The sequence below is a fragment of the Streptomyces sp. NPDC007162 genome (assembly GCF_040634175.1).
Taxonomy (GTDB): Bacteria; Actinomycetota; Actinomycetes; order Streptomycetales; family Streptomycetaceae; genus Streptomyces.
Map to the genome: position 1 here is coordinate 1 of NZ_JBEYFC010000175.1, position 16079 is coordinate 16079.

General features: G+C 72.3%; 14 protein-coding genes and 2 pseudogenes. 6 read left to right on the forward strand and 10 right to left on the reverse strand.

What is annotated here, in order from left to right; genetic code table 11:
• The 5 genes and pseudogenes from ABZ646_RS21545 to ABZ646_RS21565 form a co-directional block, all read right to left on the reverse strand.
• Window positions 1–649 (reverse strand): AAA family ATPase (locus ABZ646_RS21545; protein WP_360521113.1); only part of this gene is annotated, 649 nt, incomplete at its 3' end.
• Window positions 646–2136: a 3' terminal RNA ribose 2'-O-methyltransferase Hen1 gene (locus ABZ646_RS21550; protein WP_360521116.1), complete on the reverse strand. Its 1491-nt coding sequence runs from the start codon at window positions 2134–2136 to the stop codon at window positions 646–648. The genes ABZ646_RS21545 and ABZ646_RS21550, both read right to left, overlap by 4 nt.
• A gap of 114 nt (window positions 2137–2250) precedes the next feature.
• Window positions 2251–3189 (reverse strand): DUF4232 domain-containing protein, encoded by a 939-nt coding sequence (locus tag ABZ646_RS21555; RefSeq protein WP_360521118.1) that lies wholly within the window; start codon window positions 3187–3189, stop codon window positions 2251–2253.
• A 100-nt stretch (window positions 3190–3289) separates the two neighbouring features.
• Window positions 3290–4213, reverse strand: coding sequence for an LLM class F420-dependent oxidoreductase (locus ABZ646_RS21560; protein ID WP_360521121.1), 924 nt, complete (start codon window positions 4211–4213; stop codon window positions 3290–3292).
• Between the two features lie 142 nt (window positions 4214–4355).
• Window positions 4356–4592 (reverse strand): annotated as a pseudogene (locus tag ABZ646_RS21565) (hypothetical protein); the annotation flags it as partial.
• Between the two features lie 149 nt (window positions 4593–4741).
• Here ABZ646_RS21565 and ABZ646_RS21570 point away from each other — a divergent pair.
• Window positions 4742–5476 (forward strand): GNAT family N-acetyltransferase, encoded by a 735-nt coding sequence (locus tag ABZ646_RS21570; protein ID WP_360521124.1) that lies wholly within the window; start codon window positions 4742–4744, stop codon window positions 5474–5476.
• Here ABZ646_RS21570 and ABZ646_RS21575 read toward each other — a convergent pair.
• The 4 genes from ABZ646_RS21575 to ABZ646_RS21590 all read right to left on the reverse strand — a co-directional run bounded on the left by ABZ646_RS21575 (window position 5473) and on the right by ABZ646_RS21590 (window position 8290).
• Window positions 5473–5931 carry a DUF6099 family protein gene (locus tag ABZ646_RS21575; RefSeq protein ID WP_360521127.1) on the reverse strand — a complete coding sequence of 153 codons (459 nt, stop codon included), beginning with the start codon at window positions 5929–5931 and terminating at the stop codon, window positions 5473–5475. The two genes, ABZ646_RS21570 and ABZ646_RS21575, sit on opposite strands and share 4 nt — an antisense overlap.
• Before the next feature lie 189 nt (window positions 5932–6120).
• A complete protein-coding gene (locus ABZ646_RS21580; protein WP_360521129.1) occupies window positions 6121–6450 on the reverse strand; it encodes a nucleotide pyrophosphohydrolase in 330 nt (109 codons plus the stop codon).
• On the reverse strand, window positions 6447–7697 hold the full coding sequence (locus tag ABZ646_RS21585) for an ATP-binding protein (RefSeq protein ID WP_360521132.1): 1251 nt from the start codon (window positions 7695–7697) through the stop codon (window positions 6447–6449). Before ABZ646_RS21585 ends, ABZ646_RS21580 begins: the two co-directional genes overlap by 4 nt.
• A gap of 203 nt (window positions 7698–7900) precedes the next feature.
• Entirely contained in the window at window positions 7901–8290 is a 390-nt protein-coding gene (locus ABZ646_RS21590) for a cell division protein SepF (protein WP_360521135.1), read from the reverse strand.
• Between the two features lie 263 nt (window positions 8291–8553).
• Here ABZ646_RS21590 and ABZ646_RS21595 point away from each other — a divergent pair, with 263 nt between their 5' ends.
• Entirely contained in the window at window positions 8554–10281 is a 1728-nt protein-coding gene (locus ABZ646_RS21595) for a hypothetical protein (protein WP_360521150.1), read from the forward strand.
• Window positions 10282–10325: 44 nt separating this feature from the next.
• Here the strand turns inward: ABZ646_RS21595 and ABZ646_RS21600 are convergent, their stop codons facing one another.
• Entirely contained in the window at window positions 10326–10841 is a 516-nt protein-coding gene (locus ABZ646_RS21600) for a YceI family protein (RefSeq protein ID WP_360521138.1), read from the reverse strand.
• Window positions 10842–10929: 88 nt separating this feature from the next.
• On the opposite strand from ABZ646_RS21600, the pseudogene ABZ646_RS21605 reads away from it, so the two are divergent.
• From ABZ646_RS21605 to meaB, 4 genes and pseudogenes are all read left to right on the forward strand, one after another.
• Window positions 10930–11412 (forward strand): annotated as a pseudogene (locus ABZ646_RS21605) (MarR family transcriptional regulator); the annotation flags it as partial.
• 130 nt (window positions 11413–11542) lie between these two features.
• On the forward strand, window positions 11543–13348 hold the full coding sequence (locus ABZ646_RS21610; protein ID WP_360521141.1) for a methylmalonyl-CoA mutase family protein: 1806 nt from the start codon (window positions 11543–11545) through the stop codon (window positions 13346–13348).
• Window positions 13348–15507 carry a methylmalonyl-CoA mutase gene (gene scpA, locus ABZ646_RS21615; RefSeq protein ID WP_360521144.1) on the forward strand — a complete coding sequence of 720 codons (2160 nt, stop codon included), beginning with the start codon at window positions 13348–13350 and terminating at the stop codon, window positions 15505–15507. Before ABZ646_RS21610 ends, scpA begins: the two co-directional genes overlap by 1 nt.
• Window positions 15504–16079: methylmalonyl Co-A mutase-associated GTPase MeaB (meaB, locus tag ABZ646_RS21620; protein ID WP_360521147.1), on the forward strand; the 576-nt coding region annotated here is incomplete at its 3' end. The genes scpA and meaB, both read left to right, overlap by 4 nt.

Below are 16079 nucleotides of genomic sequence, written 5' to 3' on the forward strand. Positions count from 1 at the left end.
GCACGCCGTCCTGGTAACCCAACTTGGCGAGCAGGGACTCCAGTTCGGCGGCGCATCCGTGGATGTCGCCGACGATGTCGAAGGGACCGGTGAGGTGGGTCAGGTCGTTGTAGCGCTTCTCGGTGACGACAGCGGCCGACTCGACCTCCTCGACACCGCGCAGGACGTGCACCTTGCGGAAGCCCTCGCGCTCCAGGTGCCGTATCGAACGCCTCAGTTCGCGGATGTGGCGCTGGACGACCCGGCGCGGCATGTCCGCGCGGTCGGCGCGGGCCGCGTTGCGCTCGGCGCACACCTCCTCGGGCACGTCGAGCACGATGGCGATCGGCAGCACGTCGAACCGCTTGGCCAGGTCGATCAGCTGGCGCCGGGAGTCCTGCTGCACGCTGGTGGCGTCCACGACCGTGCGGCGGCCGGCCGCCAGGCGCTTGCCCGCGATGTAGTGCAGGACGTCGAAGGCGTCCCCGCTCGCGCTCTGGTCGTTCTCGTCGTCGGAGACCAGGCCCCGGCAGAAGTCGGAGGAGATCACCTCGGTCGGCTTGAAGTGGCGGCGCGCGAAGGTGGACTTGCCGGAGCCGGAGGCGCCGACGAGGACGACCAGGGAGAGGTCGGTGACGGGCAGGACCCGTCCGTTGTGCTGCTCGGTCATGCCGCCTTCGCCTCCTTCGTGGCAACGGCCGTGGTGCCGGTGTCGGCCGTGTTCGTCTCGAAGACGGCCATCTGGGTGGGCGGGCCGACCTCGGGGTCGTCCGGTCCCACGGGGGTGAACTGCACGCCGTACCCGTGGCGTTCGGCGACCCGGTGGGCCCAGGCACGGAACTCCTCGCGGGTCCACTCGAAGCGGTGGTCGCCGTGCCTGCGGTGTCCGGCGGGGAGGGTCTCCCAGCGGACGTTGTACTCGACGTTCGGGGTGGTCACGAGGACCGTGCGCGGGCGGGCGGCGCCGAACACCGCGTATTCCAGGGCGGGCAGCCGTGGCAGGTCGAGGTGCTCGATCACCTCGCTGAGCACGGCGGCGTCGTACCCCTTGAGCCGTCTGTCGGTGTAGGCGAGCGAGCCCTGCAGCAGCCTGACCCGGGCGGCCTGCCGCTCCCCCATGCGGTCCAGCCTCAGTCGCCGGGAGGCGATGGTCAGTGCCCGTATCGACACGTCGACACCGACGACCTCGGTGAACGACGGGTCCTTCAGCAGCGCCTGCACCAACTGGCCCTGGCCGCAGCCGAGGTCGAGGACCCGGGCGGCGCCGACGCGCTTCAGCGCGGCGAGGATCGCCTCGCGCCGCTGCACGGCGAGCGGGGTCGGCTTCTCCTCCGTCTCCGTCTCCTCCTCGACCGCGTTGTCGATGTCCTCGACCTCGCTGTCGTCGGTCTCGGCGAGCCGCACCAGCTCCAGCCGTTCCATCGCCTGCCGGGTCAGCGACCAGCGGCGGGAAAGATAGCGGCTGGTGATGAGCTGCTGCTCGGGGTGGGCGGACAACCAGCCCTCGCCGGCCCGCAGCAGCTTGTCGACCTCCTCGGAGGCCACCCAGTAGTGCTTGGCGTCGTCGAGGACCGGGAGCAGGACGTAGAGGTGGCGCAGCGCCGCCGAGAGGGTGAGGGTCTCGGACTCCAGCACCAGCCCGACGTAGCGCGAGTCGCCCCACTCGGGGAACGCGGTGTCCAGGGCGACCGGTTCGGCGGCGACCGTCCAGCCGAGCGGCTCGAAGAGGCTCCGTACCAGGTCGGGGCCGCCCCGGGCGGGCAGTGCGGGGACCTCCACGCGCAACGGCCTCGGCTGCGCCGGGGCCTCGGGGAGGGCGCGGCACACGCCGCGCAGCGCGCTGGAGAAGACGTTGCCGATCGCCACCGCGAGCAGCGAGGAGGCCGCGTACGGGCGGTCGTTGACGTACTGCGCGAGCGCCGCGTCGGGTGCTCCGCCGCGTCCCTTGCCCTTGCCGCGCCGGACCAGCGCGACCGCGTCGACCTCCAGGAGCAGCGCCGCCGTGCAGCGCTCGGCATCCGCCTCCGGGTAGAAGACGTGCGCGACGCCGTAGGAGGTCGAGAACTGCTGCGCGCTGTCGGGATGCTTGTGCAGCAGGTACCCGAGGTCGGTCGCGGGGCGTGCGGGGGTGCCGGTGGTGGTGATCGTCAGGAACACGGTGGGTCGCCTCTGAAAGGGTCAGGGAAGAGCGGGAAAGCGCTGGTCGTGCGCTTGTCCGCGGCTCCAACGTACCTAGGATCGCGGTACGGGACGCGGAATTTTCCGCCCGCCCTACCGGTCGGCCCGTTTCCAGGCGCCGACGCCGAGTCGTCCCGTGGTGCCGAGGTCCAGCTCCGGGGTGACCGTCACGGGCGCGGCGCCCGGCTTGGCCAGGACGCGGACGTAGGGCACGTTCACCGAGGTGCCCGCCAGTGTCGTGTTGCGCCAGACCAGCCCGGAGCGGGCGCTCTGGCCGGGCTTCAGGGTGAGGGCGACGGGCGGGTCGTCTTCACCGGTTCCGGAGGCGACGGCGGCGCCGCCGTGCAGGACGCGGACGCCGCGGACGGGCTCGCGGTTCTCGTCCAGAAGACTCAGCTCCGGATAGCCGTCGAGTGCGTAGTCGGTCTTCCCGCAGTTCTCCAGGTGGAGTCCGACGACCCGCAGGCCCATCGCGGCGTCGCCGTCGTCGGCCCACAGCCGCAGACCGGACGCGGGGCAGGCGTCCGTTCGGACCGGCGCCTCGGCGGTCGGCACCTTCCTGACCTTCTCGATCTTCGCCCTGGTCACCGGGGAGGCGCCGGGGGTGAGCACGCCGAGGTCGACGGTCCCGCTCCTGCTGCCGGCGGGAGCGACCCCGCTCACGGTCACCTCCTTGTGGTCCATCACCTCGCCGGTCTCCGTCGTGAAGGCGAAGAGCACGGTGTAGGTCATGGCCTCGTCGCCGTCGTTGTGGACCTGGTAGGCGGCGGAGATGCCGGAGTCGCCGGGCAGCCGGTCCGCGTGGACCGAGCCGAGGGTGGCCGACGGGGTCGGGAAGGCGGACGGGATGGTGACCGAGGTGATCCGTACGCCGTCCACCGGCGGGTCGGTGACGGTGGCGCGGGGTGCCGGGACGGCCGCTCCGGCACCACGGTCCTGGTCCGCGTGCTCCGCGCCGCACGCCGTGGCCAGGAGCAGGGCGGCGAGGGGGGCGAGGAGGCGGGGGCGGGGGCGGGGGCGGGGGTTGCGCATCCGGTCACCCCATCAGGGCGGACCCCGGGCGACTGTGACGGAAGCCATAGCTCCGGTCACAGCCGTGTCACAGCCGGCCGGATGCGCGGATCCGGACCGGTTACGACAGCTGGGACTGGACCTGGGCGGAGATCAGCTCCAGGTGGTCCAGGTCGGAGAGGTCGAGGATCTGGAGGTACATCCGGCGGGAGCCGACCTCGGCGTAGCGGCCGATCTTGTCGACGACCTCGGCGGGGGTGCCGGCCAGGCCGTTCGTCTTCAGCTCGTCGGCCTCGCGGCCGATCGCGGCAGCACGGCGGGCGACCTCCTGGTCGTCCTTGCCCACGCAGACCACGAGGGCGTTGGAGAGCGTCACCTCGTCACCCTTGCGGCCGGCGGTCTCGACAGCGGTGCGCACCCGGCCGAACTGGGCCTTGCTGTCCTCGACCGAGGCGAACGGCATGTTGAACTCGTCGGCGTACTTGGCGGTCAGCCGGGGGGTGCGGGTGGCGCCGTGGCCGCCGATCAGCACCGGGATCCTGGCCTGGGCGGGCTTGGGCAGCGCGGGCGAGCCGGTCAGGTCGTAGTACGTGCCGTGGAAGTCGAAGGTCTCGCCGACCTCGGTCTTCCACAGGCCGGTGACGATCGCGAGCTGCTCCTCCAGGCGGCCGAACTTCTCCTTCGGGAAGGGGATGCCGTACGCCTTGTGCTCTTCCTCGAACCAGCCCGCTCCGAGGCCCAGTTCGACCCGGCCGCCGGACATCTGGTCGACCTGGGCGACCTGGATGGCGAGGACTCCGGGCAGGCGGAAGGTTCCTGCGGTCATGAGGGTGCCGAGCCGGATCCGCTTGGTCTCCCGGGCGAGCCCGGCGAGCGTGATCCAGGCGTCGGTGGGACCGGGCAGGCCGTCGCCGTCGCCCATCCTCAGGTAGTGGTCGGAGCGGAAGAAGGCGTCGAATCCGAGGTCCTCGGTGGCCTTGGCGACGGTGAGGAGGGTGTCGTAGCTGGCGCCCTGCTGGGGCTCGGTGAAGATGCGAAGGTCCATGCGTCCATCCTGCCCGGCCCCGGCCCCGGCGACCGCACCGGCACCGCCGCCGCGCCCGTCCCCCGTCGAGTGAATGCCGTCAGCCCCGGGGGCTGATCGCCGAAGAGGCTGCTCCAGCAGACGGAGAAACTCACGGCGGCCTCAGCAGACGCACCATCAGCCGGGGGCCGTAGGGTGGGTAGCCGCGCTTGTCGGTGCAGTCGGCCCGGATCGCCGTCAGGTCCAGAACGTCGTCGACCAGCTCGGCGACCAACCGGGCCACATGCTCTTCGGGCAGCCACGCGTCCAGCGACGGCGGCAGCAACAGCATCCGATCCGGGGCGAACACCCGGAACGTCCTGTTCACCAACGCTTTCGGCACAGTCTGTGACTTCACCACGGCCGCCGGATCCGCTTCGAACAGAGTATTCCCACCAGACATACCAAGGTCTTCCCATGCGAAAGATCACGAACTCTCGGCGGGCCGGCATCGTCGGGGCCGTGCTTCTGCCGTGTCCGCCGAGGCCGGCCCTCTGATAAGGATGAGGGATGACCCGTGAGATCACCGTCCGCGACTGCGAGCACGTTCAGACCAGTTGGTATCGCACTCGCGCCGAGGTCCTGGGCGGCCGGGTCTGGCAAGACGGCCCACTGACCTGGACAACGGACCGCGAAGGCATGCACCTGATGTTCCCGCGCACTCTGCCGCAGGCAGCGGTGGCCCGCGGCGTCGCCCTGGCCCGAGACCTCGATGTCGGGATCGGCGTATGGCTCGGCTTGGATGTCGACGCGGCCCCGCTGGCGGCAGCGGGATTCGAACGCGGCTGGTCCCCGTGGTGGATGACCGCTGCCTGTGCCGACATCGCCGTCGCCATCGGTGGGGATGGCGATCCGCGTGTGGAGCTTCAAGAGGACACTCAGGACTACACCGGCGAGTTCGCCGACTATCGGGCCGAACTCGCCTTGGCCTGCGTGCGCCCCCAACACAGCTGGTATGCCGCCGCCTACACCCACCGCCCCGGTGGACACTTCGCCGGACGGGCGTGGTCCCACCTGACCGGCGACCTGGCCGGCGTTTTCGACATGGCGGTGTGGCCCGCCTTCCGCCGCCGCGGCCTGGGCACCGGCCTCTTGCACGCCGTGACCGCGGCCGCCGCCTCCGCCGGGGCCGACCACGTCGTGCTCAACGCGACCCCTGAAGGCAAAAAGCTCTATCAGCAATGCGGCCTCGTCCAGATCGGCGAAGGCATCACCTGGTGGCTGTTTACCGACCCACGCTCCTAGCCGTCGTGGACCTCCTCGCGGGCCGCGAGTTTGCGGAGCATCTCCAGGACCCTGTCGCGGGACTCGTCGGCCGCGTCGATGGCCTCCATGCACTGCCAGTACGTCGTCTCGTCGGCCGCGGCGCTGGCCATGCCGACCAGGGCGATGCCGGCCTCGGCGAGCAGGGCGCCGAGGGAGAGCAGCGTCACGCGGGCGTCGTCCAGTTCGGTGAGCTGGGCGGCGCGCAGAGTGCCGGGGTCCAGGTCGGGGGTGGTGAGGACGCCGCAGCCACGGCCCGCCAGCTCGGTCAGTCCGAGGGCCTCACCGCGCAGTTCGGGCGGACCCGAGACGGCCAGCCGGCTGCCGATCGCCTGGGCCAGGGCCTGGGCCTGCCACACCTCGGTCATCAGTTCCGCCACACCCGCGCCGTGCGCCAGCGCTCGTCTGCTCGCCACGATGAGCCGCGTCGCGTCCATCCGTCGCCCCGTCCCCGTCGGTCCGAACTGCCTTGCCGCACTCAGTAGTTCACTACCCAGAGTGAGGGTGTGCGAGACGCGAAGCCAGAGGAAGGCGGAAATCTGTGGACAACAATTCGGATTCGGGCGAGATTTTGGTTACCGAGCGTCAACCATGAGTGCGGGGAGGTGCCCCGGACCGACGGGGTGTCAGGCGGGCGGGAACCGGTTCTCGTTGCGGTCGATCTTGGCGGACAGCGCGGCCAGCGGGTCGATGTCCAGGACGTCGCAGAGCTGGAGGAGATAGGACAGGACGTCGGCGACCTCGTCCGTGACCCGGTGCGCGGTACCCGGGTCGGCCATCACCCGGGACGACTCCTCCGGGGTCAACCACTGGAAGATCTCGACCAGTTCCGAGGCCTCCACACTGAGGGCGGCCACCAGGTTCTTGGGGGTGTGGTACTGCCGCCAGTCGCGGGCGGCGGCGAAATCGGCCAGCCGGCGCTGGAGTTTCGCCACGTCGAGGGGTTCGTCGCTCACGCCTCCAGGTGTACCACTGTGATCGCCCCGGCTCCGTCCGCCCACGACGCGTCGCCGACCGCGCCGACGAAGCGGATGTGCCCGCGTTCGCCCACCAGGACCGCCGTGCGCAGGAGTTCGGCGCGCTGGCGGGGATCGAGGCAGCGGTCGAAGCCGTCGGCGAGGACGGTGAGGCCGCGCATGGCGTCGGGGACCTCACCGGGGGCGTCGACCTCGAGGACGCCGGGGCCGGTGAAGAGGACCAGGGCGAGGGCGAGATAGCGCAGTTCGCCGTCGCCGAGCCGCGCCAGCTCCGTACGGTGGCCGTCGCCGCGGTCGAGCAGCGCCCGTACCGTGCCGTCGCCGAGCAGCTCGGCCACCAGGTCGGTCACCGGTCCCGCGCAGCCGGTGCGCACGGCGTCGACGAGAAGTCCGTGCCGTCGGCCGCATTCGGCGCGGGTGCGCCACAGGACGTCGGCGAGGTTGTCGCAGCCGCGCAGCAGCCGGCCGGATCCGGTGAGGACCGGGACGCGCATGCTCTCGGGCCGCGGGTCGCAGGGGAACACCGACCGCAGGGCGACGACCATCTGCTCGGCGGCGGCGAGGACCTGCCGCTGGCCGTCCGTCTTCCCGGCGACGCGCAACGGCAGCAGCGCGGTCCCGAGGCGGTCGTCGGGCAGCGGGGCCCTGGTGACCGGGGCGGTGCCCGCGGTGTGCCACGCGGCCTGGACGGCCCGGCGGCCCGGATCCCGCAGGGCGGTCTCGAGGAGCACCAGTCCCCCGGCGGTCAGCCGCTCCCCCACGATGCGCAGTTCGGGCTCGGCCTGTACGGCGACGTCGAGCCGTACCGGCCCCTCGGCGCCGTCGGCCGTACAGCCGATCCGGAACCCGCGGCGGCGCTGGGCGTCGGGCCGGGCCCGCTCCGGTACGAGCGCGCCGGGATCCGGGAACACTTCGGCGAGCGCGGCGCCGCCGCCGAGCCGTGCGAGCGCCTCGTAGGCCGCGAGCACCGTGCTCTTCCCGCTTCCGCTGGGCCCGGCGAGGAGAGTGACCTGCCCGACCGGAAAGCCGGCGCCGCGGTGCCGGGCGAAGGCGGAGAGCCGGAGTTCGGTGACCCGGGGGCGGGGGTCGCGGCGGAGGGCGGCGGCCGGGGGCCCCGGGGCGGTCAGCGACGACGGCGCGGAAAGGGCCCGGGCCCCGGAGGAACGACAGGGATCAGTGGCGTCGGGAGGGGTGGGCGGCGAGGAAGCAGCGGAGGGGGCGGCCATATGCGGACCGTAGGACTCCGCCCAGCAGCCGAACCGTTCCGCCCACCGCCCCTTCCTCCGATCGAGCGACGCCGCACACGGCCACCCGAGCGCCCACCCCGGCACCGACGCCCGGTGGGCGAACCCGCCCGCCGACGCCGGAACCGACTTCGTATCACCGGGATCCCCGCAGCGGAGCCGCCCTCGTCCCGGCGGCCCGCTTCTCAGCCGCCGGAGGCGCCCGCGTCCTGCATCAGGCCGCTCACCTCCGTGCCGGGCGGAGTCAGGAGGAACACATTGCGGTCCACCCGGTGCATGCCGCTGGCCAGGCCGAAGACCACGCCCGTACTGAAGTCGAGGACGCGCTTGGCGACCTCCGTCTCCGCACTGGTCAGGTCGAGCAGCACCGGTATCCCGGCCATCAGCGTCTCCGCGACCTCGCGGGCGTCGGCGAAGATGTTGACCCGCAGGACGACGAACCGGCGGCGCGTCTCGGTCTCCGCGTCCGGCAGGGCGCGGTGGCCCACGGCCGACGGCCAGGCGTCCCGGCCCCGCAGCGGCACCACCTGGGCGAGCCCCTCCCACTGTTCATCGGTGACGTCGTAACGGCTCACCGGCTCCCCCTGACCTGACTCGCACCCAATGCCTGCACCAGCCAATTCTTACGCCAAGTCACCCGTTCGGCCCAACAGCGACACGAAGCGCGAACGGATGCGCAGGTCATACCGCACCAGAGGGGAATCTTCGTACTATTGCGCCGATTGCAGCGCATTGGCGGCTTCTTACTGGCCTCACACCGGACTCTTCACCTCCAGCGACGCCTCGTTCACCGCCCGCGATTACCGTCCGGTGCGTGCACTTGGCAGAAGCTCAACAGGTGGCACCCGGCCGGCGGACACAGTCGGCGGTGTCCGCCGCTCCCGGGGACGCCGGTGCCCCCGCGCACTGGCACCGCGTCCTCACCCTCCTCGCCGACATCGGCCTGTTCATCGGCACCCGCTCGATCTGGACCCAGGCCGCGACGCACCACCTGGTCCTGGCCGCCCTGATCTCCGTCTGCTACGTCTCCATCCTGGTCACCGGGGTACTGACGCTGACGGTCCGCAGGACCCGCTCGCTGGCCCGGCTCGACCTGCTGGTCCTGGTCACGGCGGTGGTCCTCGCCGTATGCGGCTGGGCACTGAACCACGGCGGCGGCGACGAGGGCGCCCTCACCACCCAGGCCGCCAGGGAACTGGTGGCCGGCCACGCGGTCTACGGCCACCCCTGGCCGTGGCTGTTCCACGGCACGGGCATCGCGCTCACGCCGACGACGAGCGGCGGTTACGACTACACGTACGGCTATCCCCCGCTGGCACCGCTGCTCACCGCCCCGCTGCTGTGGCTCGGCCACCAGGGCGCCCCGGCGACGGCGGCGTGCACGGGCGCCCTGATCGCCGGCACGATCGCGCTGTGGCGGCTGCTCCCGGTGCCGTGGCGGTCCGCGGCGACGCTGTCCTGCCTGGGCTTCGGCCTCCTGACGGCGTACGCCCGGGTCGGCTACCCGGCGGTCATCGCCCTGGCCCTGCTGATCCCGGTGGCGGTGCGCTGGCCGCGGATCGGGCGCGGCGGCCGGCTGGGCGCGGCCGGGATCGCCCGGGCCGCGTGCCTCGGCGCCGCCTGCGCGGCCCAGCAACTGCCGTGGTTCATCACGCCGTTCCTGCTGGCCGGGATCTACGCGGTGCGGCGCGGCGAGCTGGGCGGCCGGGCCGCCGCCGGGGTGGTGCTGCGGGTCGCCGGGGTGGCCGTGACGGTGTGGCTGCTGATCAACGCGTACTTCATCGTGTCCGAGCCGGGCCGCTGGCTGCGCGGGATCGCACTGCCCCTGATCCAGGGCGCCGTGGTGCACGGCCAGGGTCTGGTCGACATCTCGCTGTACTACACGAACGGCAGCGACCGGCTCGACTGGTACTCGTACGCGAGCCTGCTGCTCGCGGCGGCCCTGCTCGCCCTGTTCGTGCTCTTCGTGCGGCGGCTCGGACCGGCCGCGACCGTCCTGCCGTGGCTGGCCTTCTTCCTCGCGACCCGCTCCCAGGACGGCTACTACCTGCTGATGACCCCGCTGTGGCTGGCGGCGGCGGTGACCGCTCCGCTGCCGGAGTTCGAGCGGGCCTGGCAGCCGCGCCCGGCCTTGCCGGCCGGCCTGCGCCGCCGCCCCGCGGCGGCCGGCGCGGTCGTGCTGCTGCTCGTCCCGGCGCTGGTGAGCGCGGCGCTCGCGGCGACCGGCAGGCCGCCGCTGCGGATGGAGATCACCTCGCTGCGGCGGGCGAAGCACCAGGCCGCGGTGGTCAGGTCGATGACGCTGAAGGTGGTCAACACCGGGAGCGTGCCGCTCACCCCGCACTACACGCTCACCACCGGTCAGGGGATGAGCATGTACTGGCTGCTGGTGCGGGGCCCGGCGACGATTCCCGGGCACGGCACGGCGAGCGTCGAACTCAGACCGGCGAACGGCCGGTTCGGCATCCCCGCCAAGCCGAGCACCCGGATCCGGCTGCGCGCCTTCACCGCGGACCCGCAGACGCTGTCCAGCCAGGACGTCAGGCTGCGCAGAGCGGCCGGCTAGCGCGCTGCGTGCCTGCGGTCCCGGGCCGCCCGACGGGTCGCGCCTCAGGCCGCCGCACGCGTGAAGCGCAGGGTGGCGGTCACCGTGGTCGGGCCGCCCATCATGCGCATCTGGTTGAAGGTGATGCCGAACTCCTCGCGGATCACCTGGAACTCGGTCTCCAGCGTCAGCCCTTCGGTATCGGCCGAGACCAGCTTCGCGGTGACCTGCTGGGGCCGGCTGATGCCCCGGACGGTCAGCTGCCCGTCGACCCGCACCGAGTCACCCGCGCCCCGCTCGGCCCCGCGCACCGCGAAGGTGATCTCCGGGTGGTTGGCGGCGTCGAGGAAGTCGGCCGAGCGCAGGTGGTCGTCGCGCTTCTTGTTCTTGGTGTCCAGCGAGGCCGCGTCGATCACCAGGGTGCCGGCGGCGGTGCCGTCGGCGGCCACCTCGCCCCGGCCGCTGACGCCGGTGAAGGTGCCCTTGACGGTGACCAGACCCCAGACGCTCTTGTGTCGGACGGCTACGGCGGAGGCGGTCGGGTCGAGCTGCCAGAGGCCGGTTTCCACGGTGGCGGTCATGGCCGTGCTCCGATCAATCGATGTTCAAATTTGGATGACTGTCACGCTAGCCCAATATCCAAATTTGGACAACGGGTAGTATCGATGCATGGCCGCACCCGAGGAACACCCCGTCGAGCTGCCCGAATGTCCGTCCCTGGCGGGCGGCGGCGGTCTGCTCCCGGCCGAGCTGCGTGCCTGGATGGTGCTGCTGGCCGCCACGGGCGCGGCGGAGCAGCGGCTGCGGTCGGTCGTGAAGGGCACCCTCGACGTCTCGCACGACGAGTTCCTGATCCTGTGCCTGCTGGCCGAGCAGCCGCACGAGGGCCTGCGCATGACGCGCGTCGCCGAGCTGCTGGGCCGCCCCAAGACGCGCCTCACCTACCAGATCGCCTGCCTCCAGCATGCCGGCCTGGTCACCCGCAGGTCCGTCTGCGGCGACAAGCGGGGCATCGAGGTCGGCCTCACCGACAAGGGCCGCCGGCAGCTCCGGGAGGCCTCCGCCGACCTCGCGGAGACGGTCAGGCACGCGGTCGGCCACGTCATCGGTCCGGAGCAGCGCGAGGCGCTGAGCGCGCTGGTCCCCGACCTCGCGAACGAGCCAGATCCGCCCTCCGAATCAGGTCAGCTCACCCGGCGAGGCCCAGGTCACAGCGACGGCGAGGGCAAGGTCACAGCCGTGCCGCCGGGCCCGTCCGGGCAGTCTGCCCTAGCATCCGAGCATGACGGTCCTGCCTGACGACGGGCTCTCACTGGCCGCCGAGTTCCCTGACGCGACGCACGAGCAGTGGCAACGCCTGGTCGAGGGCGTGCTGCGCAAGTCGGGCAAGGAAGTCTCGGGCGAGGCAGCCGAGGACGCCCTGTCCACCGCGCTGGAGGACGGGCTGCGCACCCGCCCCCTCTACACCGCGCACGACACCGCGCCCGACGCCGGCCTGCCCGGCTTCCCGCCGTACGTACGCGGCGGCCGCCCCGAGGGGAGCGCCGCGGGCGGCTGGGACATACGGCAGCGGCACGCGGCGGCTCCCGACGGCGCGGTCCTGGCCGACCTGGAGAACGGCGTCACCTCGCTCTGGCTGCTCGTGGGCCGGGGCGGCATCCCGGTGTCCGGCCTCGCCCGCGCCCTCGACGGTGTCTACCTCGACCTGGCGCCGGTGGTCCTGGACGCGGGCCGCGACACCGAGGCGGCGGCCGCCGAGCTGCTGCGGCTGTGCGACGAGAAGGGCGTCGCCCCCGGGGCCGTACGCGGCAACCTGGGCGCCGACCCGCTCGGGTACGAGGCGCGCACGGGTGAGTCCCTGGACTTCGCCCCCGGCGCCGCGCTCGCCCGGCGCACGGCCGAGGAGTTCCCGGGTCTGCGGGCGCTGACGGTGGACGCGCTGCCGTACCACGAGGCGGGCGGCTCGGCGGCGCAGGAGCTGGGCGCCTCGCTGGCCACCGGCGTGACCTACCTGCGGGAGCTGACCGAGGCCGGCCTCGGCGTCGAACAGGCCCTCGGTCAGCTGGAGTTCCGGTACGCGGCGACCGCGGACCAGTTCCTGACGATCGCCAAGCTGCGCGCCGCGCGCCGGCTGTGGGCACGGGTCGCCGAGGTCAGCGGCGCGGCCGACGCGGGCGCCCAGGTGCAGCACGCGGTCACCTCGCCGGTGATGATGAGCCGCCGCGACCCGTGGGTGAACATGCTGCGCACCACGATCGCGACACTGGCCGCCGGGGTGGGCGGCGCCGATTCCGTGACCGTGCTGCCGTTCGACCACGCGATCGGCCTGCCGGACGCGTTCGCCCGGCGCATCGCCCGCAACACCTCCACGATCCTCGTCGAGGAGTCGCACCTGGCCCGGGTGATCGACCCGGCGGGCGGCTCCTGGTACGTCGAGCGGCTCACCGACGAACTCGCCCACGCGGGCTGGGAGTTCTTCCGGACGATCGAGCGCGACGGCGGCCAGGCGGCGGTGCTGCGCTCGGGCCGGCTGCGCACCGACCTGGCGGCCACCTGGGCGGAGCGCTCCAAGAAGCTCGCCAAGCGGCGCGAACCCATCACCGGCGTCAGCGAGTTCCCGCTGCTCGCCGAGAAGCCGGTGGAGCGCGAGCCCGCGCCCGAGCCCCCGTCGGGCGGCCTGCCCCGGGTGCGCCGGGACGAGGCGTACGAGGAACTGCGGGCCCGCTCCGACGCCCATCTCGCGGCGACCGGCGCCCGCCCCCGCATCTACCTCGCCACGCTCGGTTCCGCCGCCGAGTACACCGGCCGGGCGACCTTCGCCTCGAACCTCTTCCAGGCGGGCGGCATCGAGCCCGTCACCGCGGGGAGCTTCCAGGAGAGCGGCGCCGGCGAGGCCGTGCTCTGCTCCAGCGACGACCGGTACGCCGAAGAGGCCGAGTCCGCCGCCGAGTCGCTGAAGGCGGCCGGTGCCCGGCACGTCGTCCTCGCGGGCCGCGGCGCGTACGCGGGCGTCGACTCGTACGTCTTCGCGGGCTGCGACGCCGTGGCCGTGCTGTCCGAGACCCTCGACCGCATGGGAGTGTCCTGATGGGAATCCCCGACTTCTCCGGCATCGAACTGGGGAGCCCCGTCACCGACGGCAGCCCCGAAGGGTGGCGGGCGGCCGGCGGTGACCTGCCGGTGTGGGAGACCCCGGAGGGCATCGGGGTCAAGCCGCTCTACACCGGACGCGACCTGGAGGGCCTGGACTTCCTGGGCACCTACCCCGGTGTCGCGCCGTACCTGCGCGGCCCCTACCCGACGATGTACGTGAACCAGCCGTGGACCATCCGCCAGTACGCGGGCTTCTCCACCGCCGAGGAGTCCAACGCGTTCTACCGGCGCAACCTGGCGGCCGGTCAGAAGGGCCTGTCGGTCGCCTTCGACCTGCCCACGCACCGGGGCTACGACAGCGACCACCCGCGGGTGACCGGTGACGTCGGCATGGCGGGCGTGGCCATCGACTCGATTCTCGACATGCGCCAGCTGTTCGACGGGATCCCCCTCGACAAGATGACCGTGTCGATGACGATGAACGGCGCCGTGCTGCCGGTGCTGGCGCTGTACATCGTGGCGGCGGAGGAGCAGGGCGTACCGCCCGAGAAGCTGGCGGGGACCATCCAGAACGACATCCTCAAGGAGTTCATGGTCCGCAACACCTACATCTATCCGCCGAAGCCGTCGATGCGGATCATCTCCGACATCTTCGCGTACACCTCGCAGCGGATGCCCCGCTACAACTCGATCTCCATCTCCGGCTACCACATCCAGGAGGCCGGTGCGACGGCCGACCTGGAGCTGGCGTACACGCTCGCGGACGGCGTGGAGTACATCCGGGCGGGCCGGGAGGCGGGCCTGGACGTGGACGCGTTCGCGCCCCGGCTCTCCTTCTTCTGGGCGATCGGCATGAACTTCTTCATGGAGATCGCCAAGTTGCGGGCGGCCCGGTTGCTCTGGGCCAAGCTGGTCGCGCAGTTCGAGCCGAAGAACTCCAAGTCCCTCTCCCTGCGCACCCATTCGCAGACCTCGGGCTGGTCGCTGACCGCGCAGGACGTCTTCAACAACGTCACGCGCACGGCCGTGGAGGCGATGGCGGCGACCCAGGGGCACACCCAGTCGCTGCACACCAACGCCCTGGACGAGGCGCTGGCCCTGCCGACGGACTTCTCGGCGCGCATCGCCCGCAACACCCAGCTGCTCATCCAGCAGGAGTCGGGCACCACCCGGGTCATCGACCCGTGGGGCGGCAGCGCCTACGTGGAGCGGCTGACCTACGACCTCGCCCGCAAGGCCTGGGCGCACATCCAGGAGGTCGAGGCGGCGGGCGGCATGGCCAGGGCGATCGACGCCGGCATTCCCAAGCTGCGCATCGAGGAGGCGGCGGCCCGCACCCAGGCCCGGATCGACTCCGGACGGCAGCCGGTGATCGGCGTCAACAAGTACCGGGTGGACAGCGACGAGGCGATCGAGGTCCTCAAGGTCGACAACTCCTCGGTGCGCGCCCAGCAGATCGAGAAGCTGCGGCGGCTGCGCGCGGAGCGGGACGAGACGGCGTGCCGGGACGCGCTCGACGCCCTCACCCGGGCGGCGGACGGCGACGGCAACCTGCTGGAGCTGGCGGTGCACGCGGCCCGTGCCAAGGCCACCGTCGGCGAGATCTCCGACGCCCTGGAGAAGGTGTACGGCCGGCACGCGAGCCAGATCCGTACGATCTCCGGTGTGTACCGCAACGAAGCAGGCGAGTCCCCGAACGTGGACCGCACCCGCGCCCTGGTCGACGCCTTCGACGAGGCCGAGGGGCGCCGCCCGCGCATCCTGGTCGCCAAGATGGGCCAGGACGGTCACGACCGCGGCCAGAAGGTGATCGCGACCGCCTTCGCCGACCTCGGCTTCGACGTCGACGTCGGCCCGCTGTTCCAGACCCCCGAGGAGGTCGCCCGCCAGGCGGTGGAGGCGGACGTCCACGTGGTCGGCGTGTCCTCGCTGGCGGCCGGTCACCTCACCCTCGTACCCGCGCTGCGCGAGCAGCTCGCCGAGGAGGGCCGGGCGGACATCATGATCGTGGTCGGCGGGGTCATCCCGCCGCAGGACGTGCCGACCCTGCTGGAGATGGGCGCCACGGCCGTGTTCCCGCCCGGGACGGTGATCCCGGACGCGGCCTACGACCTGGTGCGGCGGCTGTCGGCGGAACTCGGGCACGACCTGTGATCGATGTCGACGCCTATGTGAAGGGTGTGCTCGACCAGAAGCGCGCGGTCATCGCCCGCGCCATCACCCTCGTCGAGTCCACCCGGCCACAGCACCGGGCGCAGGCACAGGAGTTGCTCACCGAGCTGCTCCCGCACAGCGGCCGGGCCCGGCGCGTCGGCGTCAGCGGGGTGCCGGGCGTGGGCAAGTCGACGTTCATCGACGCGTTCGGCACCCTGCTGACCGGGCTCGGGCACCGGGTGGCGGTGCTCGCCGTGGACCCGTCGTCCACCCGCACCGGCGGCTCCATCCTCGGCGACAAGACCCGCATGGAACGGCTGGCGGCCGACCCGAACGCCTTCGTCCGCCCCTCCCCCAGCGCGGGCACCCTCGGCGGGGTGGCGAAGGCGACCCGCGAGTCGATGGTGGTCATGGAGGCCGCCGGGTACGACGTGATCCTGGTCGAGACGGTCGGCGTCGGGCAGTCCGAGACGGCCGTCGCCGACATGGTGGACTCCTTCCTGCTGCTCAGCCTGGCCCGCACCGGCGACCAGCTCCAGGGCATCAAGAAGGGCGTCCTGGAACTCGCCGAC